The organism is Kitasatospora sp. NPDC093806 (genome assembly GCF_040683335.1).
Lineage (GTDB): Bacteria > Actinomycetota > Actinomycetes > Streptomycetales > Streptomycetaceae > Kitasatospora.
The window spans coordinates 125,564-146,604 of the sequence record NZ_JBFBDO010000007.1; the positions used below are offsets into that span (position 1 = coordinate 125,564).

Here is a 21,041-nt window from a genome sequence, read left to right on the forward strand (position 1 = left end):
ATTCCTATCGTACTAAGTTGACAGTCGGCGCACCGCAGTGCCCCGGCGACGACGAAGAGTGCGCTGCCCGCGGTGCGGGCTCCCTCTACAGGGGGCCGTTTTCGTCCGTCGTGAGCAGGTCGAGGTACTGGGCGGCGTCGTGGATGACATCCAGGGTGATGGCCTCGGTACGGTCGAGGATGGCCAGTTGGCTGGCCATGCCGAGGAGCGGGGCAAGGTGCTCCATGAGGCCGTCCGTGATGCGGTAGAGCTCCTCCTGGTAGTCCAGCAGGCCTCCCGGCCGGTGGTGTCCCAGCCTCAGACGTCCGTCGAAGGTGAGAAGGGCACTGGCCCATTCGGTGGGGTGTTCCGGGCAGCGGGGCGGTAGCCGGTTGACCCAGAGGGTGGGAACGGAGCGCTGCCGCAGGGTGGCGGTTCCGGCGGGGCGCCGCAGGGCGCTGAAGCGTGCGGTACGGGCTTCGCGGAGGATGTCACTGGAACCGATACCGCTCCACAGGACGGTCAGGCCCAGTTCGTCGGCCAGGCAGTCGAAGTGGTCGAAGGTCGTTTGGAGGTCTTCTGGCCGCAGCCGGTCGATTCCGTCGACGAGGCAGATCTCGGTCCGGGCGTGACGCATGACATGGAGGGCGGGACCGGTGAAGTCCTTCATGCGCTGGACGGGGCGCTGGTCGGTGTCGGGGCGGTAGAGGTCCCAGCCGAGGAAGACCGCCAGGGCCGCGGACCAGTCGGCTGCGGAGCCGGGGTCTGGCGGGGTGTTGATGCAGACGACGGGGATCCGGCTGTCGTCGATGCCCTGGCGCTTCTCCAGCCGCCCCTGGTGGGCCAGGCCGATCTGGTGGAGCAGGGTGCGTTTGCCGGTGCCGCGGCAGTCGCTGTCGATGGCCACGTGCGGATAGAGCGGGCGGCCGTCCTGCCCGCGGCGCAGCAGCCGCCGTGCGAGTTTCAGGCCGTTGGAGATGTCGGTGGTCTCCACGAGGCCGAGGTGGGCGTGGTAGCGGAAGCGCGGGTCGTCCTCGTCGAAGGCGACATCGCCACCAGCCTCGCCGTCGACGAGGGCAGGGGTGTCCGTTGGCGGGACCGGGGGAGGGGAGGGCCGGTGGCGTACGCGGGAACGCCATCCCGCCAACGTTGTCGGGGCCGCGGGTGCGAGCGGCGTTTCGGCTGGGGGCCCGCCGGCGTTTTGGGGTTTGCGTACGGGAGTCTTCACCGGCTGTCTCCTTGAGGTTCCTCGCCGTACGGCCTGTCCGATGCCTGCCGATCGATGCCGCTGACCTCCCGGTCGGGAGCGGCGGCCGGGCCGCGGTCGGTGCTGCTGGTGGTGTCGGGAGCGGCGGCCGAAGGGTGGAGCCCCGGCAGGGACGCCAGGAACTCGTCGAGGCTCAGGTCCGTCTTGCCCCGGATGCGCTCCGGGGTGTCGAAGAGGTCACCGGCCGGGCGGTCGAGGGAACGGAACGGCCGTACGGAGTTCGGGTCCAGGGGCGGCATGCCGGCGCCGGAGGGGGTGCGGGCAGCGGGCCGGGCAGCACGTGGCGCGGCGGCCGTACGGCCGGCGGGGGGCGCTGCCGGGGCCGACGAAGGGCCGGAAGCCGCGGTACGCAGGAGCTGCTCGGTGGCGCGGGCGATGGCAACCTCGTTGTGCCGGGCGCCGCCGGCCGCGAGATGGACACGCAAGCCCTCCTCCCAGGCCTCCTCGGTCCACCGGTCGCTCAGTAGCCGCCGGTGGATGAAGGGCACCTCCGTCCAAGGGTCGAGGCCCGGCTCGACCTGATGGTCGAAGAGCCAGGCGACCTCCGGGTGGTTGGGGGAGTAGTGGACCTCCCAGCGCCCCTGCTGCGCGGTGATGCCGGAAGGGCCGCGGAAGGGATCCAGCCTTCCCCGGTCCAGGTTGTAGGTCCGGTTGTTGATCTGGAAGCCCTTGCGGCCGACCCGGACCCAGACGGCCGGCAGCAGCTTGCGCTCCTCCTGCGCGGTGAGGGCGACGGCCCGGTAGCCGCGCAGGGACACCATGGCCGCGTACATCTGATTGGGCGTCAGCTTAAGGCCGGGGGTGAAAGGGCTGCGCAGCGCCCCGTGGGGGGTCTGCTGCCAGTGGAGGACCACCCACTGTTCGAATAGGTCCTGGAGCTGGGCGATGGTCCACAGGGGTTGTTTGCGTACGCGTTTGCCGCGCAGGTCCAGGCGGTGGTGGGTGTAGGAGGCCAGGTACTGGCTGAAGCCGGTCTTCACTGCCCGCATCGCGCGTTCGACGACCGCTTTGTCGGCACCGGTGCGCAGCCGTGCCTCGCGCACCTCGATGCCAAGGCTGTGGCAGGCGCGGGTGAAGTCCGTCGAGATGTAGGGCGATCCGTGGTCGATGACCACGGTCTCGGGTTTGATGACGGGGCGTGCAGCGGCGCCCGCGAAGCGGGCATCGGCGGCCAGCAGGTCCTCGAAAGGGAGGCTGGAGCCTTCCATGAACGTCTCGGGCGCCCAGCCCGGCCGTGCGGGCAGCGGTGCCGTGGCCTGGGCGAGGACCTGCATCGTGTCGAAGGAACGGGTGGCGCGTCCGCCTGCCCAGCGTCCCTTCCGACCGATACCGAGGCGCTTGGGCACGATCAGGGAGGCGATGATGCTGCGGGTGGCCACGTCGATCGCGATGGTCAGCTCCACCGAGATGGCCCGGCCGCTGTCGTCGAGGACGAGGACGTCCAGTCCGGTGGTGTCGATCTGGACCAGCTCTCCCGGCCAGCGGGCAAGGATCGCCCGCCGGGAACCGGGATGCTGCGAGACAGTGGCGGAGGGCGCCACGTGCCTTTCGGCGGCCCTGTGGGCGTTGTCCGCAGTGATGCCCATGCGCCCCAGCAGCCGGTAGAGCGTCGCCGGGCTGTTCACCAGGCCACGGGCGGTCTTCGGATCGGCCAGCAGGCCGCCATGGCGGACCTTGACTGTCTGCTCGACGCGTTCGATGAGCCGCGACAGCGTTCCGGGGGACCGGCCGCTGGCGGCCTCCTCCCTGAGGATCTCCCACACGATCTTGACGACGCGCGCATCGACGCGCCCGTGCGGGGTGGCAGCGCGCAGACTGCGCCTGTCGACCAGGCCCATCAGGCCCTCCCTGCGCCAAGCGGCGCACTTGCGCTCCACGGTGGTCGCCGACACCGGCATCCCGGCGAGAGCCAACTGCTCGGCCTTGGCCTGGTAGCGCTGGCGCAGCGTTCGGTGCTGCGGGTCGAAGTCGGGCCTGGGGACAGTAGTCGCGGCAACGTTCGGGGCCTGTTGGTGCAGGACCTCCTTGACGTGCTTCTCCCACACGAGGGCGTCCTTGCGTACGTCCTTCGCAAGGGCACGGAACTCGGCGGGGCGGTCGGGCAGGGTGCTGCGCGGCGCCGCACGGTCCACAACGGCGAAGTCGCCGGCGGAGGTCACTGCCGTCTGCAGGATGATCAGGGGATCCGCGTCGGGCGTCGCAGGGACGGCATCGAGGAACAGCCGGGGCCCGTGGAAGGCGGTGACCTGCCAGGTGGAGCCGCGGAAGCGGATGGTGTCGCCCAGCGCGATGCTGTCGGCCGCCGCAGGCGCACCGTCGGCCACCGGCCGCGGTCCGCTCATGCGGTGTCCGTGATGGCCCAGGCCGTTGACGCCGGGGTGAGGAGCACACCGGTATCGACGTGCAGACGTCCGGCCCAGATGAGGTGATAGGCGAGATCGATTCCCTGATGCAACGGCAGCCCGGCCGCCCCCACCCCCGAGCGGATGGTCCGCGGCGAGACGAACTGCCGTACCAGCAGGTCCTCCTGCCCCTCGCAGAGCCAGCGCGGGCTGCGGGCGGCGTAGAGCAGAGCGAGGTTGTCCAGTTCCACCCCGCTGGGTGGCTCCACCACCCCCACCTGCCACCCGGCCGCCCCTGCGGCGACCGCCAGGACCTCCTGCGCCTCCCGCCACGCCTCGCCCGGCTGCTCCGGCCGCACACAGATCACCTCCCGGAGCCCGGACCGAAGCGCCACGAACGCCGGGCGCAGGGTACGACGGCGCCCGTCGCAGCTCCACCGCAGTTCCATCGCCCCCGCACTACGCAGCCCCACCGCAGGGTCGCGGTCCAAGACCATCGCGCAGCGCTGCTGGCGCAGCGAACCGCAGGACAGGGACTGGTCGGTCGCGGACGCCCACGCGGTGGTGACGAAGGACTTCCGCCCCGGGTAGGCGACCTGGGCAGCCAGAGGCGACAGTTCCTCGAACGCGACATCGCCCGCCTCAGCCACGGGCAGTTCGCAGCGCCGCCCGAACCGGTCGAGGAACCCCACTGCGATCTCGGCCGCGCCGACCGGGGCACTGCACACGCGCACTCCCTGCAGGACGAATCCATACGGACACATCCCATGTGTCCCTGCGCAGGATGTCCCACCGGCTGCCGGTCCGGCGGAAATCCCGGCGGCAACCACCCGATCGTGGACATACCCGCACCCGCGTACGAAACCCGGGTCCCAGGAGCAAGTGCTCAGACCCTCTCAGACAGATCTGTCCACTCCCATGGCAGGCAGGTACTGCTGCTCGTCGGCTCCTCGTCTCCTTGATGGACCAGAGCGGTGACCGGCAGTCCAACCCTGCGGCCAACTTCCTCCACACCCGCCGCGAGAGCACATCTGCGGTGCCTGTCCAGCCACTCCGCCACCGGAACCCGCCACACGTGCGCAGGAAGCCCGAGCGAGCGCGCCAACCCGGACAGCTCGCCCATCAAACGGGACTCGGCCACGGCCCACGGCCCGCCAGGCTGCACAGCACGCTGCCGCTCGTAGCGCAGCAGCGCCCGACCCGCCTGCACCGCCTCTGGATACACCACCAGCCATGCCGTCTCCGCGTCCCCCGGTCCGAGCCCGGCCCGCCTGGCCCGCTCCGCCCACCGCTCAACGAGAGGCTCACTGCGCCACCACCATCCGACGACAGCGAAGCCATCAGCCGAGAGGACGGCCCCCGTCGGCCCGAACCGCCGCTCGAAACGGCCTCGCACGCGGTGGGCCCGAATTGATTCCGGAAGCCGGGACAGGTCCACCCCGCCTGGCGCGCGCTGGTAGACGTGGGTGAACCGGCCGTGCCGCTCGCAGATCCTCCACCGCTCCGGCGACACCTGCCACACCTTTCCCCACCCCCCGCTCCGTACCGCTGCGCACAGCCCGCAAGCCGGCACCAGATAGCGGTCCAACGGGCTCCACGGCCACTCCCACCGTGCCTGCTCACCGGGCAGGAGATGCACCTCCCGCAGATGGGGGAGCGCTCGTCGCAGCCGCGCCGCAGGCATGGAGAGCATTCGGGCGAGCCGGTCCGCCGCCACGCTGCTCAGAAACACCTCGGCCAGATGCGGCCGCAAGGGCTCCTGCACGGCGCCGTCGCCCAGTTCCGACAGAAGGAAGCCGACCCCCACCCCCTGGATGCCGGCCACCCGCCACAGGAACGAGCAGTTCGACTCGTCGGCCACGAAACGCACGGGCAGGTGCGGCAGACTTCCCGTCCACATCGTCTTCTCCTTCCAACCCGGCGGCACACCGGTCCGGCGCCCCTGCGCCAGCCCTGCCGATAATCAGGACAACGGCACGTCCGCCACCGCCGCTGCCGGCAGCGGCGAGCCGTCCCCTTTGCATAGACGGCTTCCCGCCGTAAGGGAGCCACTTCCCAGAAGGTTCCGCCCACAGAGTGACCAATTCCCGCAGACGGCCACACACGGTGAACCGGCCAGCATCCTGACTGCGAAGCCGTTCCTTCAGGCCCCGGGAGCCGTTCCGTGCTACACGACCCACCTTCTGAACGCCTCACCAGCGAACTGTGGCCACGCCAACGCGAAGCGGCGGACTGCGTCCTCAACGCCTTCGCCATGGGCTACGAACGCCAACAGGTCCACATGGCGTGCGGAACCGGGAAGACCCACCTCGCGGTCCATGTCGCACACGAGATCGCCCCGGACAGCCGCAGCCTCACCGTCGTGCCCACCCTGGAACTGCTCAACCAGACCGCCCGGGTCTGGTACACCTCCGGTAGGTCCGGGCACTACGTCGGTCTCTGCTCCGACGGGCAGACCAGCGAAACCGCCCTCGACGGCGTGATCACCATGACGGGCGACGCGGAGACGCTCGCCGCCGTCCTGCGTAGCGCGGACGGCCCCGTCAGCGTCTTCGCCACCTACGCCTCACTGCCCAAGATCGCCGAAGCGCACCGGCTCCACATGCTGCCCCGTTGGGACATCGCCGTGATCGACGAAGCCCACCGCACCGCGGGCGCCCTCGGAAAACCCTGGGCTGTCATCCACGACAACGCCGCCATTCCCGCCCGCTACCGGCTCTACCTCACCGCCACGCCCCGCATCTGGAACGGCAGACGGGGCATTACCATCGAGCCCATCGCCTCCATGGACGACATCTCCCTCTACGGGCCTGTCGCCTACCGGTACTCGCTGGCCGAGGCCATCCACGAAGGCCGACTCGCCGACTACCGCATCGTGGCGCCCGAAATCCACCACCCGGAACTACGCGCCTTCCTGGCCGGACGCAAGCGCTCTCGAACCCCTCAGGCCGACGCCATGCGCGTCGGAGCCGCCCAACTGGCCCTGTTCAAAGCCCGTGAGGACCACGGCATCCGCAGGGCCGTGGTCTTCAGCCGCAGCATCGCCCAGAGCGAAGTGTTCGCCGAGACCCTGCCTGAAACCGCCGCCGGCATCCCGGGCCGCCACACCGACGACCTCTGGGTCGCCAGCATCCACTCCCGCCACAGCCGGCACGAACGGCGAGAGCGCGTGGCCCAATTTGCTCGACCGCCACGACTTGCCCTTCCCGGCACGCAGGCAGACCTCAAGGTGCTGTGCAACGTCCGCCTGTGCGTCGAAGGGGTCGACTTCCCCCTGGCCGACGCCGTGCTCTTCGCCGACCCCAAGCAGAGCACGATCGACATCGTCCAGGCCATCGGCCGCGCGCTGCGCATCGGCCCCGGTATGAACAAGGTCTCCACGCTCGTCATCCCTGTGCTTTTCGGCCCGGGGCAGGGCGCGGACGAGGCCACGTTCGGCACCCCGTACCACCTCCTGCACCAGGTCATGATCGCGCTCAAGGCGTACGACGAGCACTTCTTCCACCGTCTTCCTGTCAGTGGGACACCGCTGCTGCTGCCCTCGCCGGTATCCGTCATCCGCCCCGAGCGCGTTCGCGAGATCGCCCCGCACCTGATGCTGCGGGTCATGGAACCCGAACCCGACGTCTGGGACACCGGGATGGCGAACGCCCAGCGCTTCTTCGACGCGCACGGCCATCTGAACGTCCCCAGCAACCATGTCGCCCCCGACGGCTTCCACCTCGGATGCTGGCTCGGCTACCAGCGCGCTCTCAAGGCTGCGGGCAACCTCTCCGCACCCCGCGCCGCGGCGCTCGCCACCTGCAACATGGCCTGGGCGCACGCCAGGGACAGCACAGAGGCATATTTGGAAACCGCCCAGGCATACGTCAGGCAGCACGGCCACCTGCTCCCGGGACCCGCGCAGACCTACCGGGGCCGGCCGCTGGGGCAGTGGCTCGCCGAACAGCGGCGTCACGACGATGCAGGCACCCTCCCGGCCCCCTACCGGCGGGCCTTGAAGGACATCGACCCGTGGTGGAACCCCGACTGGCCCGATGAATGGCAGCGCATGTGCGCAACCGTGCGCGCCTGCGGAACTGCCCTGCCCCTCTCACCCAGACCGCTGCGGCGCAACGCCGACGCCCCCACCCGGTGGCTGGACGAGCAGTTCGACAGCTTCCCCGAACTCGCAGAGGGCCAGCAGGCCCAACTGGCAGCGCTGCCGCTGCAGGGCGACCCGCTCGCCCTCGGCCTGCGACGCCCCCACAGCAGCCAGGCCGCCACTCACGCCCAAGGCCTGCGCGCAGCCCGGCGCTTCTTCCGCGCCAACCGGAACCTGCGCGTTCCCGCCGACTACATCGACGACCACCGCGGCGACCTGTTCCCTCTCGGCCGCTGGATCGGCGATCTGCGCACGAGGGCCGCAGCGGGCAGTCTCGGCCGGGAAGAGACCGACTCCGTCGAGGCTCTCTCCATGGAATGGACCCTCCCGGCGGAGGACGAAGACGACCTGGCGAACGCCCCCGAGAAGCTTGTGGGCATTCGCGCCGGCGACAAGCAGACCTGGGTGCCGAGCCAAGAAAGCGCTGCCGCCGCAGAAGAGCTCGGGCGCCTGTTCTGGCTGGCGGACCCTGAGCGCCCGCCTGCTGAAATGCCCGACCTCCTGCTCCACGGAGGCGGACGCATGCTGATCGACATGCCGGCCGGAGCAGGCAAGACCATGGTGGCTGCAGCGACAGCTGAGCAGACCGAGGGCCGAGCCTGCCTGGTCCTCGGCCCTGACCTCGCCTACCTGCGCCAAGTGGTCAAGACCTGGCGCATGGTCCGCAACCGATCAGTCGCAGGCATCAACCTCCGCCTCACTGGGGTAGGCAAGAAAGCAACCCCGCTGACCAGCGCGGCCCAACTCGCCCAATGGATGGCCCAGCAGTCCTCGGAACTCCTTGTCGCGGCCCGCTACCAGGACGCCGAACTCATCGCCCGGAGCCACCTCGACCACCGCCTGGCCCCGTGGGACCTCCTCGTCGTCGAGGACGCCCACTGCACCGCCGAAGGCACCATCAGCCCGGACCATCCACACGCCCTGATTCACTACGACGACGGCATCCTCACCTACAACCGCCTCTACTTGACTGCAACCCCCCGGATCCCTCACGAACTACCCCTCACAGCCAGCGCCACAGCAGGGCCCCCTTGGGCCGTCGACATGCCCTCCCAGGAGATCTTCGGGACCCACCACCAAGGAGTGAAACGACGCAAGCTCGTCGACGACAACCTGCTCAGCCCCTACCAAGTGGTCCGCACCCAGGTCCCCGAACAACCGAACTACCGCTGGCGCGCCCAAGCCATCGGGCTCGCCCACGTCATCGAACAACACGCGCTGCGCCGCGTGGTGGCCGTACTCGAGAGCCCGAAGGATGCACAGGCATTCGCCTGCCAGCTGGCCGTCCAGATGCTCGACGCAGAGATCCGTGTCTCTTCGGACAGGGCTTCGCGACGCCAGCACAACCAGCCGGTGATCCAATGCCAGACCACGAAGCACCCTGTACCGCCCGACATCGACGCCATTGCCCTCCCTTCCGGCGCCTACACCACGATGAGCCTGGTTAACGCGCTCTCTCCCGTGATGGGGCAGCATGTCGAACGCGCCGCGCAGACAACGATCATCGTGCCCGAGCCCTTCGTTCCCCCAGGCGAACAGGAAAGGGAACGTCCCGAGGTCATGCGCCGTATCGCGGCCGCTCTTTGGGCCCATGACCCTGCTCGGTTGACGCGGCAGGAGACCGACGAAGACTGAGTACTCGCAGAACCCGCTGCCGACTTCAGTGCCGGTTCCACGACGCTGTACTGCCGCCTGCACAACGAGGCCCGAGGAAATCGGCCTCGGGAGTGCGAGGCCCCACCGGCCTGCGTCAATCCGAGCGTGCTGCCACCGGGGGGCGCGCGACCGATTCGGCTCCACAGGGTCGGCTGCCCTGCCACCACCGCGGCGGCCAATGAAAGATCTCCGAGCCGAGGGGGGTGAGAGCCCCGCTAGCACTTCGCTGGTGGGCAGCGGATGGGGGCTCAGGCGGCGTCGGGGAGCGAGGTGCGGCGAGGAGGGCCGAAGACGCGGTCGAAGGCGAGGGCACGGTCAGTGGGGACGAGGAGGTAGGGCGTGCCGGAGCCAGCGGTGGTCCGAGGGCCGTGGGTGCCCAGGCCGAGGGCGTCGGTGGGGGTGAGGAGGTCGAGGTTGTCGAAGACGTAGTACAGCGGGAGCCGGGCCCAGGCGACGAGCTGGAGATGGGCGGTGACGGCGGCGTTCTCGATGGCGTGGCGCCTGCTGGCATGGCTGGTCATCCGGCTCTTACAGTCGATCATGACGACCCGCCCTTCGCGGGTGGCGATGAGGTCGGGAGTCCAGCGCAGGAAACTGTCGGTGCTGCGAAGTGCCAGGCGCACGGGTTCGCCCATGACCCCTTGGCCCCAGGGGCTGACGTGCCAGCCGCGGTGGTGGAGTTCCAGGGTGACGCGTCGTTCGTGGGCGTCACCGATTGCCTTCCTGTCGTGAAAGCTCGGCATGCTGACAGTGTGGCGCGCCCTGGACCCGGCAAAACGACAGCTGCTCTTGGCTCGCATGGGATCGGCCAGGCCCGTCCGTTGTCCGTGGAGGTCCGGGGTTGTCCGTGGGTGTCCGCGTGGGTCCCATGCTGTTTCAGGGCGTTCCGCCGATGGCGGTCTGAAGATGACCGGATCCAGCCCCTGGTACACGCCGCTTCCCGGCGATTGGGGTCGGGAGACAGAAACTGACGAACCATCAGACTGCCATGATGGAAGGCTTGCCAAGCGACCCATGACCGACCACGCTGGGGCGACCGCAGAACTCGCCGAGGCCGGCTGCGAGCCCGGTGGGCCAGTATCCGAGCCGGACGTCGATTCCTTTCGCGGTTCGCTGCCTTGTTGGAGGGTGTCCCGGGCAGGGCGCCATTCCCGGTCTATCTCAGCCAGGTGCGAGCGTTTGCACGGTGGCCAGGCGTATCTGCGCGGCCAGGTCGTCGGCCACATGCATCCGGGCACTGCGGCAGCCCAGCACTGCATGGGCGCGCGCTCATCGGTGCGGACCAGGCGATCGGTCTGGGTGATCCGGCCGGTGCGTAAGACGTCCTCGGAACAGTCGGCGGTGAAGCACAGCCGCGGCAGCACTTCCTCGGGCAGCAGATCCCCGTCGGACCGCAGGCGACGTTCGACCACCCCAAGCCATTCCAGTCCAGCCCGGTGCACGGCGAGGCGGCCAGTTGGCCGAGCATTTCGTGGCCGTGTCTCACTGCCCTGTTCGTCGTTGCATGCGTTGCATCGCCGATTTGTGTGTGGGGGGGGATCTATGGCAACCATTCGGTCGAACCGTCCGACCGAGCGCAGCGGGATCAACGCCGTACGGGCTCTCTTCGACGCGCACGGGCACCTGGTCCAGGAGATCGACGGAGGAGCTGATCACGGAGAGGATATGCACATCATCCTGGCCCGGGAACGCAAGCGCACCGGCCACGTCATCGCAGTCCAGGTCAAGAGCGGCAAGAAGTACCGCCGGAAGCACGGTTACGCCATCCCCGTGGGCGATCACTTCGAGGACTGGCGGAACTACCGCATCCCTGTGGTCGGGATCGTCTATGACGCCGAGACCGAACGGCTTTTCTGGGTCAACTTGACGGAGTGCCTCGGCGCTTGTGACCAGGCTCCCCGGGCCGTCCCGGTCCCGGTGGAGAACGAGCTCTCGCCCCGGACGGTCGATGCGATCACTGTACGACTCGAGGCGTTCATCGATACATGGGCGGGCCCCGAGAGCACACCCCAACCGCTCCCGGAGCCTGCCAGCCGCGCAAGGGGCGGCACGCCGGTGCGCAGGCGCCGCCCGCCCACACCGCTGTGGTGCGTTCCGACCGGCTCCCGCCAGATCCTCCAACCCCGCATCTGCGAGGGAACCCTTGCAGTCCGCGATGGCCACCTTCTGCGGATCTTCGATGCCGCAAGTGGAGAAGAGCGCAGACCCCATCGTCTGGCCTACCGGGGCGAGCCCGCGCTCGGTGACGGCGCCGCCTACATCGCGGCCGCAGCAGGACGTCTGCGCGCACTCGATCTGGTCACCGGCCGGATCCGGTGGGAGCGGGAACTAAGAGTGCAAGACACCTTCGCCACCGTCATCGCGAGCACGCTCTACGCACCCGGCCCGACCGGTGACCTGCACGCCATCGAAACCTCGGACGGAGCACTGCGCTGGAGCGCGCCCAGCCCGGGCAACCTCCTGGCCGCCCCTGTCCCCATGGGCGACAGCGTCCTCGTGATCGGCGACGCCGAATCGCCTGCGGACGATAGCCCGGCTAGCCTGCCCGAGAGCAACCGGGTGGTGGCGATCTCCACAACTAGCGGCGCCGAGAAGTGGTCCCACACGGCCAAGGGCATGCTGTCAGCGCGATTCGCGTTCAGCGACTCGGCAGTGCACGTCGTGGAGCATCTCTCCACGCACTGCGAACGCCTGACCGCCCTCAACAGGAGTGATGGAACGCAGCGGTGGACGTACGACCTGGACGAGACCATCGCAGGCCACCCAGTCGTGACCGGTAACGTGCTGTACCTTGCGGGGAGTTCGGGCAGCATCCATGCCGTGGACACACGGACAGGTGCGCCGTTGTGGAGCACAACGACCCGCCTCGCGACGACGCTCGCCCCGCTCATCGACGGCAGCACCGTCATTGTCGCAGCAACCGTCGGAACCCTGACTGCCCTGGACGCCATGAGTGGCGAGGAACGGTGGCGCAGGCGTGCCTCCGGAGGCTTCGTTGCCCAGCCGTTTCTCGCAGGCGATCATCTCTACGCCGCCCACCGCGCCGGCCGAATGCTTATGTGCGACATCGGCAACGGGCAACTGCGGTGCTCCTACGAGCTGATGTGGGACCCTTCACGACAGGGAGAACCCGTTTTCGCCGACGGCATCCTGTACGTCACCAGCGGGCGAGGCGACATCCACGCGCTCGCTCTCGTATGACTACTGGAACCAGTCGCCCCCCGCTTCGCCTGCGGACCCTCGGCCAGGTAGACCGAGCCGAAACCTCGCCAGCGTCGAAACCCGGCGACTCCGCCCGTCTGCTTCGCCGCTTCCGCCCTCACGCCGACCGTCGCTGCGCTCCGGCAACGATGCTCCATTACATATCTGATCGGCAGACAGCACACCTGCACCACAGATGACCTGCTCGAATCTTGCAGCTCACCACACTCTTTTTATGTATCGTGCATGCTAGGGTTGGCGTTACATTCTTGGCTGCTGTTCCTGCTGCGCCGTCTTGGAGGCCCCGGTGCCCGCCGCGTCCGTTCCGCCGCCCGACCCCATCACCGCCGGTCCGGGAGTGCCAGCCATGTCGCTGGGCGTGCACAAGGCCCGGCCGTTGCTGCCTCAGCTCATCCGGGACGCCGAGCAAGGCACCATCACCGAACTCACCCGCGGCGAGGGGGAACGGGCCCTGCTTGTCTCCGCCCACCTGGCCACTACGGCAGGCCTGGCCACGGCCGACTCGCCGGCCTTCGGTATCGCCGAGGCCCGCCCCGTCCTGGGCGACCTGGTCGCCCAGGCCGCCGCCGGTACCCCGCAGGTGCTGCTGCGCCACAAGCGGCCTGTAGCCGTTCTGGCCTGCGCCACCGCCCTCTTCCCGGCCACTACGACACCGCCACCGCCCAGTGCGTCCGCGGTGCCCCCCACTGCAGTGGTCATCGCACCCGCCCCGCCGATCACCGCTCCCGCCGCCTCACCGGAGGCCGTGGCCGCGCAGACCCCGGCCGCCGGGTCCCGCCCCGCGAGCGCCCCCCTCGCAACGGCCACCGGGTCCGCTGCCGCCTCTCCTGCTCCAGTTGCTGGGTCCGCTGCAGCCACCGAACCCGCCTCGTCCGACGGTCCGTCAGCTGCGGCCGCTGCGCCTGCGTCCGCGCCCGCCGCTGTGGTGCCGTCGGCCCCGCGCCGTCGGCTCGCCCCGCTGGGGGCGGCCCTGGACACCCTGCTCCCCGCCACGGCTACGGCCAGCGACGGCGAGCAGACCCGGTCGGCAGGCCTGCCGACCGGCATCACCACCCTCGACCAGGCCCTGGGAGGTCTGCAGCCCGGCCGTTTCTACCTGGTCGCCGGCGCCCCCGGCACGGGAGCGAGCCTGTTGACGATCAGTGCCGCCCGCGCCACCGCGCTCGACCAGCACCGCACCGTCCTGTACGCGGCCTCCGGGCTGACCCGGGCCGACATCGCCGCCCGCGTGATCGCCGCCCACACCCCGGCCGACTACCGCCGCCTGCGCGCCCAATCCCTCGACGACACCGAGCGCCAGGCCGTCGCCCAGACCGCCGAACTCCTCGCCGCGGCGCCGCTGCTGATCGACGACGGCAGCGGCCTGGACGCCGAAGCGATCACTACCACCGCCGCCGACGTCCCCGACCTCGCACTCGTGGTCGTCGACCGCCTCCAGACCACCCCTGACCCCCGCCTGCCGCTGTCCGGTACGCCCGCCCTCGCCGACGCGGGCCAGGCCCTGGCCCACCTCGCCCGTACCCACCACCTCCCGGTGCTCGCCGCCCTCGACACCGACAACCCCGACCTCATTCACGCCCTGGCCGCCGACGTCACCCTCACCCTCACCCCCGACACCACCCCCACCACCTTCGGCACCGGCGGCGGCCGTGTCCGCCTCGCTGTTGCCGAACGCGACCTCGGCCACCTCGCCACCCTCACCCTGGCCGCCGACCCGGCTCACGCCCGCTTCACCGACCCCACCCCCGACCACGAGGCCGCGCCCGGCGCGCCCTCTGCCGGCCCCGCCCAGGCACCGGAGGTGCCTCAGACACCCGACACGACCACCGAAGGCCTCCCGGAGCCCGCTATGCCGCTTCCCGGCACCACCCTGGCCACCGAGGCAGCCGAGGGCGCCCACGGCCCGTCCCACGCACCCGCCGTGCAGAGCCCTGCCGCGGATGTTCCTGCCACCTTCGAGACCGGCAACCAGCCGCTGCGCCCCGCCCGTTCCGGCGGCGCCCGGGCGGCCGCCGCCCGCGGCGCCGGGTATGCGGACCGGGACTACAGCTACTACCTCGACATGATCAGCTTGGCGGTCGACCAGGCCCTGGAGGAGCACGGCGGCGACACCGAGGCCGCGATCGCCGCGCTGGAGAACAAGGCCATCCCGAACGGCATGGAACTCTTCGACGCCACCCGCGTCGGCGCCACCTACGAACACACCGTCTACCCCGAGACCCTGGACTTCCTGCGCAAGAAGTCCCGCAACGGCGCCGACGACATCTGGGAAGGCCGCCACAAGTGGGAGAACGTCGCCCTCCTCGACGACCTGCGCAAGGGCCGGCTGCTGCCGGTGGCGGTCGATGTTCTGGACACCAACGCCGCCTACTGCACCGCCCTGAAGACCCACCTGCCGATCGGCGCCCTGCAGCACCAGCCCGATGGCGGCTTCGACCCGAAGCGCTCCGGTATCTACCTGCTGCCCAAGCGCCCCGTCTGGCAGCACCCCCACCTGCCCGACCCGATCGGAAACCGCCGCGAGAGTGGCCCGGTGCTTCTCGACGACGCCACCGTTCGCCTGCTGATCCGCTGCCACAAGCTCGGCCTCGCCGACGCCCCCCACATCAGCGAAGCCTGGACCTCCGGCGCCAGCGAAAGCCTGCTGGAGAAGTACCGCCGCGTCCTGACCCTCGCCCGCGAGAACGCCATCACCACCGCCGACACCGTCACCGAGGCCTACGTGAAGGCGATCTACGCTAAGTTCGTCTCCACCATCGGCGAATCCACCCACAACCGCGACCTGCGCCGCCCGGACTGGATGCACATCATCCGCTCCCAGGCATTCGCCAACCTCTGGTACAAGGCCCACCGCGCCCACACCCACGGCCTGACCATCGTCGCCCTGCGCGGCACCGACGAACTCCACACCACCAGCGACAGCACCGACTGGCGCACCGTGTTCACCGAGGGCCGCCTCACCACCCAGATGAAGCTCAAGGACCAGTACACCCTCCCGCGCACCCGAAAGGCCGCCTGAACGTGTCGACCGACGGATGGAAGAACTTCGGCAAGTACGGCGCCCACCTGGACCCCGGCAACGTCCACGGCAAGATCGCCCTCGGCCGCGCCCTCGAAGACGCCCTCGAGCGCATGATCATCGAAGGCGGCATCAAATCCCCGCCCACCACCCGCCGTGGCCTGCTCGCCCGAATGCGCTATCTCACCACCACCACCGGCGGCACCCAGGCCCTCAGCGACGCCGGCATCACCGCCACCCCCCGCACCATCCGCGCCTGGACCCACGGCACCCAGCGCCCCCGCCCCCACAATCTCGAAGCCATCGACACCGCCTACTGGAACCTGCGCGCCCACAACGTCCTCACCAACCCCGGCGGCTTCAAGCAGCACCTCAACAACGCCGGCCGCGGCACCCGAGTCGAGATCCACCCCGTCAACCAGGACCTCGTCGACCAGCCCCGCCGCCGCGACAACCTCCGCCTACGCACTATCCAGGTCCGCTACGTCTGGGACGAAGCCGTCGACGCCATGGCCGCCGGCGACGAGGCGAAGCTGGAGGAGATCTGGGACGACGTCATCGCCGACCTTGACTCCGACTGGGGCGCCTACACCTACGTCGCCCACGTCGGCCTCGGTGCCTGACCTCCAGCCCCCAGCTTGCCCTCAGTTAGCCGGATTCAGGAAGAGGTGCCCGTCGACCGCCGGCCGACGTAAGCCTGTGCCGACCTACTCGAAGAGGACTGGGCTGGCCCGGTCCAGGAATGCCGCAGCACTTGGACGTCGCGGAGGGCTTCGGAAGCCTCGCCGCCGATCCCGAGGCTCCGCAGGCACTCGTCGATGGTGTGCGACGGTTCTTGGAGCATGATGAGTGGCAGCAGCGCTCCTAGAAGGTCGCGGTTTTGCCCGCCAGCGGGCCCTGGCGGCGCTGAGGCCACAGCCGGGGGCCGGGCCTGTGCGATGACCGGAAGCTGCCGGCCGACGCTGGCGGGCGGTAGGGGGTGCAAAGTCGCCAGCAGCTTGTACCCCAGCCCTGCCACCGGTTGTCAGAGGTGGCGTGTAGCGTCCGGCCGTGACATACGGACTGACGCGCCTGCTGCGAACCGAGGACGACTGGTCGAACCTGCTGTGCTTCCTCGCCGAGCTCGACCCTGAGCCGCTCCGGTCTGCTTTGCTCTTGGCACCAGGCAGGGTCACCGTCTGGCGGGAGGCCTCGGTGAACGCAGGCAGAGGGGCCCCAGCAGGCCGGGCCGACTTCATCGTCCTGCTCGACGACATCGAGAGCAGGGTGATGGAGGTGAAGCTCGGTGCTGGTGCTCACGGCGATCAGTTCGCGGCATACGACGCCTGGGCAGAGGTTAAGGGCATACCGATATCAGCCCGCTACCTGGTGGGCCCGAACGCCGATCCCATCCCCAACGAGCCGAGCCATTGGTCTCGCCAGCTCACCCTCCCTGGTCTCCTCGCCAGCTGGAATCGCTCGACGGATGACCTTGCCCGGCTCCTGTCCGTCCGCGCACTCCAGCAGTTCACGCAACTGGAGGCCGAGGCAACCGGACCGGCACACCAGGCCTCCATTGCGCTGAGCGACGCACTGCGTCTGCGGCGATTGGCGAGCATCACGCAGACTGCCGTCCCACCCGGCACGATCTTCGAGCCGAAGCAGCGGTCTCAGAGCGGAGCCGCGAACATCTGCGCCTGGCGAGAGACATCGGACGGCTACGTCGTCGCCGAGATCCAACGCCTCAACCCGAGAGGTCCGAGAGGCGGTACGGACACTCCCTTCGAGATCCGCATCATGGTTGGGATCCCAGGGGCGACGCCCGAGGCCGACGGAGAACTGGCGGACCAACATCGAGACTGGCTCTCCCACCGCAGCTTCGTGCAGCATGCGGGCTCGACCGTCCAGACAATGGTGGTGGCACCAGAAGACGACGGGTTCAAGCCCACGAAGTCGAACGGCAGGGGCCACCCTCGGTACTACGGATACAGCGGCGGCGGGCAGGGAAGCTCCGTGGTCCTCCGGAGCACAGTCGACTTGAACGACATGGTGACCGTGTTCTCCGCCGTGCTGGAGTACCTCACCACCTACCCGGAGCAGTAGACGAGGCCGGAGCACGTTCTCCGCTGGCAGGGCCCCGCCCGCCGTCGACCAAGACCACGTCAGCCCCGGAAGGAAATCTGCCGTGCCCCCTTCGATTCCCGCCGACGTCGCGGCAGCTGACATGCGCCGACTGGGAAAAGCCGAGCCCCTGGAACCCTACCCAGGCCGGGCTCGCGAACCTTGGATGTGCCGTCACATCCCGTGCCAGCAGGTCATCTATCCGAACCGAAACAACGTGATGAACGGCCAAGGGGCCTGCATCTGGTGTGCTCCTAACGCCCCAAAGAACCCGGCCGAGGCCAGGGCGGCAATGCTGGAGCACGGCTTCATAGTGCTGATGGACTTCCTTGGGACCGGCAAACCGTGGCTGTCGCAGTGCGTTGCAGCGGGGCACATCGTTGCCCCACGGTACGACAACGTGACCAGCCGAATCGGTGGCTGCCGGTTCTGCAAGCGCTACGGGCCGGGCGACCCGCTGGAGGCCGTCGCAGACATGCGGGCCGTCGGCTTCCGCCCGCTGGAGCCGTTCAAGAACGTCGCCTCACCCTGGCTCTCGTTGTGCGAGCGGTGCGAGAAGACCTCCTCCCCCAGGTTGAATAACGTCCGCAACAGGGGTGAGTGCTGCCAGCATTGCGCCCGCTACGGTCTGGACCCGGGCGCCCCGGCACGGCTGTACATCCTCTCTCATGCTGCTTATGGCGCGGTGAAGATCGGGATCACTGGGCTGCGGACTCGCGAGGACCGCATCGCACGCTTCAGGGGCCGCGGGTGGACGCTATTCGCCCAACTCGACTTCCTGACAGGCGCGGACGCCTACCACGTTGAGCAGAGCGTGATCCGCCGGCTCAGAGCTGAGGGACACCCCGTGTTCCTCAGCGACGCGCAGATGCCGATCGGCGGCTACAAGGAGACGTTCGACGCAACGTTTGTGTCAGTTGAGCGGCTACTCGCGCTGGCGGAGGCCGAGCGGTAGCGGCGCGACGTTAGGCTGCGGACCGAGGCGCTCCGGCCGATGCGAGACAGTGTGTCACCACTACGAGATGGCCACCCGGCGCCTGAACCCGCCGCCGGCCCCTGACAGCCAGGACCCAGTCAACACCTCCCGCCAACCCGCCGCCCCCGGAGCTTGCCGGGACGGCGGCTGCGCCGCTTCTGGGACAGCTGTCCGAGGGGTCTGCCACACTCGGCCCGTGGCGGCGAATCCGACGAAGCTGCGAGAAGCGGTCAGCACAGCCGTGTGGGAGCTCCACTCCTGTACCCACCGCCAACTGACCGAGCTGGGGCCCGAGCTCGGGCTACCGATACCCGCGGCAGACACAGGCTCGAAGAGCCAGCGCCTGGAAGCCTGCCTCAAGGCACTCCCGGATGACGGCGGCCTCCTCCAGACCGCGCAGCGCCTCCTCGACTCCCCGCAGGTGTCCGTCCGCGGGAAGGAGCGGTTCGCCCTTGAGGACGCCGTCTGGGACGCCGGAACGGTCATCGAGATCCCGGGCCGGGTGCGGCGCGAGCTGGCCGCCGCGATCAACCTCGACGAGCTGCTCTACCGCCAGGACAGGTTCGAGCGCGCACTGGAACGCTTCTGGCACTTGGACGACGACCCGATGGCGCTGTGGACGGGATCATCGACGACGAGCCTGCGGGCCCGGATCCACCAGCACGTGTTCCGCAACCGAGAGGACTGGTCGGCGGAGGAACTGTTCGAGCAGCTCGGGGTCTTCGAGGCCGGCTCCGCCAGGTTCACCCGCTTCCTCGAAGCCCTGGTCGACCCGGCCACCCTCCCAGACGCTGGCGCCCAAGGCCGCCTCGTCGAGACGGTCAACACGGCGCTGGCACCGACCGCAATCCGCCTCGAGCAGACCGGCGAGCGCGACGGCTACCCACACTTCCAGCTCCTGCGCACCGGCCCCGGCGCCGCCCGCCGACCGAAGACCCTGATCTTCGCCACCACCGCCAAGCCCGACATCCGCTTCCTGAGCGTCGTCGACAACGATCTCGAAGTCCTGCAGGGGACAAACCAGGTCCTCGTCTACGACCGGCTCATTGGCCCGGACGGCATCCGCTGGTGCGACCTGCAGCAGTGGTGGCAGGAGAAAACCGGCACCGACGACACCGAGCAGGCCAAGAAGGACCTCTACAACCGCCTGCTGGCCTCCATGCCCAGCGAAGACATCTCTCCCCAGCGCGACCTCTACCGGCTCTACCACCGCATCTACGGCGCCCGCGCCTGGACCCTGCCCGCCCTGTTCCCCGAGGTCTGGCTGCACTGGGACCACAAGACCGTCCAACAGCGAGGCGTCGAAGCCCTGCTGAACCACCGGATGGACTTCCTCATGCTCCTACCGGGCGGCCACCGCGCCGTCCTGGAAGTCGACGGCCGCCACCACTACGCAACCGCCAAGGCGTACGAGGACACCGTCCGTGGCGACCGCGACCTCAAGCTCCGCGGCTACGAGGTCTACCGATTCAGCTCCACCGAACTCAGCAACCGACACCACGCTGGCCCCCTCCTCGAGCAGTTCTTCACCACCCTCTTCACCCACCACAACCTCACCATCCCGCCGGCGGAGCCCCACCACACGACCCCCAACACCTGACGCCCGAACCCGGCCGGGAACCTGGGCCAGGCGCACTCACTGGATGGGCCCGCGTCAGCCCTCAACGCCAAGCAATTGCCCACGAGTTCATCACGGGCCTGCTGCGCCCCGTTGCCGACAACCGGCCGTGGCGAAGAACAGCCGTGTGCGATACAGAACCCGCCCGGTCGATCAGCTCTGTATCGCCGACACCTTGCCTCAGTGGCATTACACATGAGGACCCGCAAGCCGTCGACATCCCGTTACATAACATCGGCCGACCAACTCTCATTCTCTAGTTGCCAAGTAGAGTGGTCTAAACCAAAGGGAAAGGTTTAGACCTGACTTTAGCCTAACCGAGGGTCACGAAAACCTCTGCAGTAGAGGAAACGGCATCGCCTGGCTCGCCCCTCACAGACCGCTCGTTCCGCCGGAGGCGGAACGAGCCCGGAGGCAGCTGAGACCGCTAGAATGAGGCCGCACAGCAGCCACGGAACACCCGGCCCAAGCCGATCCCCATGAACTAGCAGCTCAGAGCCAGCTCTGAGCGAACCACCTGCCGAGGAACCTGGTTCGCATTACAGAGATCAGAATCGGGCCGGCGGTGACCGCCATCACCCACTGCATCGAGCCGTCCGCCCCCCACGCCGCTCCAGCCAGCTAGCGTCGCGGAGCGACGCCGCAGCATTCCGTCACGGTAGTGACGGCGCGCCGTCTCCTCCGGAGACATGACGCGCCGTCACTACCGTGACGGAAT

12 protein-coding genes are annotated in these 21,041 nt (G+C 69.1%); 7 read left to right on the forward strand and 5 right to left on the reverse strand.

Translation table 11 applies throughout. The annotated features are described in order from the left end of the window. Positions 1 to 85: 85 nt before the first annotated feature. From AB0N76_RS07205 to AB0N76_RS07220, 4 genes are all read right to left on the reverse strand, one after another. Positions 86 to 1,207: a hypothetical protein gene (locus AB0N76_RS07205; protein ID WP_363554059.1), complete on the reverse strand. Its 1,122-nt coding sequence runs from the start codon at positions 1,205 to 1,207 to the stop codon at positions 86 to 88. After that, the gene (locus AB0N76_RS07210; RefSeq protein WP_363554061.1) at positions 1,204 to 3,588 is read right to left on the reverse strand and encodes an integrase; all 2,385 of its coding nucleotides are present in this window, start codon (positions 3,586 to 3,588) and stop codon (positions 1,204 to 1,206) included. Before AB0N76_RS07210 ends, AB0N76_RS07205 begins: the two co-directional genes overlap by 4 nt. Next, positions 3,585 to 4,316 (reverse strand): hypothetical protein, encoded by a 732-nt coding sequence (locus tag AB0N76_RS07215; RefSeq protein WP_363554063.1) that lies wholly within the window; start codon positions 4,314 to 4,316, stop codon positions 3,585 to 3,587. The genes AB0N76_RS07210 and AB0N76_RS07215 overlap by 4 nt, the downstream gene beginning before the upstream one ends. A 158-nt stretch (positions 4,317 to 4,474) precedes the next feature. Continuing rightward, a complete protein-coding gene (locus AB0N76_RS07220) occupies positions 4,475 to 5,488 on the reverse strand; it encodes a hypothetical protein (protein ID WP_363554065.1) in 1,014 nt (337 codons plus the stop codon). A gap of 264 nt (positions 5,489 to 5,752) precedes the next feature. Here AB0N76_RS07220 and AB0N76_RS07225 point away from each other — a divergent pair, with 264 nt between their 5' ends. Next, positions 5,753 to 9,367, forward strand: coding sequence for a Helicase associated domain protein (locus AB0N76_RS07225; RefSeq protein WP_363554067.1), 3,615 nt, complete (start codon positions 5,753 to 5,755; stop codon positions 9,365 to 9,367). A gap of 269 nt (positions 9,368 to 9,636) precedes the next feature. Here the strand turns inward: AB0N76_RS07225 and AB0N76_RS07230 are convergent, their stop codons facing one another. Next, positions 9,637 to 10,131 carry a hypothetical protein gene (locus AB0N76_RS07230; protein ID WP_363554069.1) on the reverse strand — a complete coding sequence of 165 codons (495 nt, stop codon included), beginning with the start codon at positions 10,129 to 10,131 and terminating at the stop codon, positions 9,637 to 9,639. A gap of 799 nt (positions 10,132 to 10,930) precedes the next feature. Between AB0N76_RS07230 and AB0N76_RS07235 the strand changes: the two genes are divergently transcribed. The 6 genes from AB0N76_RS07235 (at position 10,931) to AB0N76_RS07260 (ending at position 20,305) form a co-directional block, all read left to right on the forward strand. Continuing rightward, on the forward strand, positions 10,931 to 12,589 hold the full coding sequence (locus AB0N76_RS07235; RefSeq protein ID WP_363554071.1) for a PQQ-binding-like beta-propeller repeat protein: 1,659 nt from the start codon (positions 10,931 to 10,933) through the stop codon (positions 12,587 to 12,589). A gap of 367 nt (positions 12,590 to 12,956) precedes the next feature. Further along, positions 12,957 to 15,629, forward strand: a complete 2,673-nt coding sequence (locus tag AB0N76_RS07240) for a DnaB-like helicase C-terminal domain-containing protein (RefSeq protein ID WP_363554073.1) — start codon at positions 12,957 to 12,959, stop codon at positions 15,627 to 15,629. Between the two features lie 2 nt (positions 15,630 to 15,631). Next, positions 15,632 to 16,252: a hypothetical protein gene (locus tag AB0N76_RS07245; protein WP_363554075.1), complete on the forward strand. Its 621-nt coding sequence runs from the start codon at positions 15,632 to 15,634 to the stop codon at positions 16,250 to 16,252. 427 nt (positions 16,253 to 16,679) lie between these two features. Beyond that, entirely contained in the window at positions 16,680 to 17,711 is a 1,032-nt protein-coding gene (locus AB0N76_RS07250) for a hypothetical protein (RefSeq protein ID WP_363554077.1), read from the forward strand. An 82-nt stretch (positions 17,712 to 17,793) separates the two neighbouring features. After that, positions 17,794 to 18,684, forward strand: a complete 891-nt coding sequence (locus AB0N76_RS07255; RefSeq protein WP_363554079.1) for a hypothetical protein — start codon at positions 17,794 to 17,796, stop codon at positions 18,682 to 18,684. A 442-nt stretch (positions 18,685 to 19,126) separates the two neighbouring features. Further along, positions 19,127 to 20,305 (forward strand): hypothetical protein, encoded by a 1,179-nt coding sequence (locus tag AB0N76_RS07260; protein ID WP_363554081.1) that lies wholly within the window; start codon positions 19,127 to 19,129, stop codon positions 20,303 to 20,305. Positions 20,306 to 21,041: the final 736 nt, after the last annotated feature.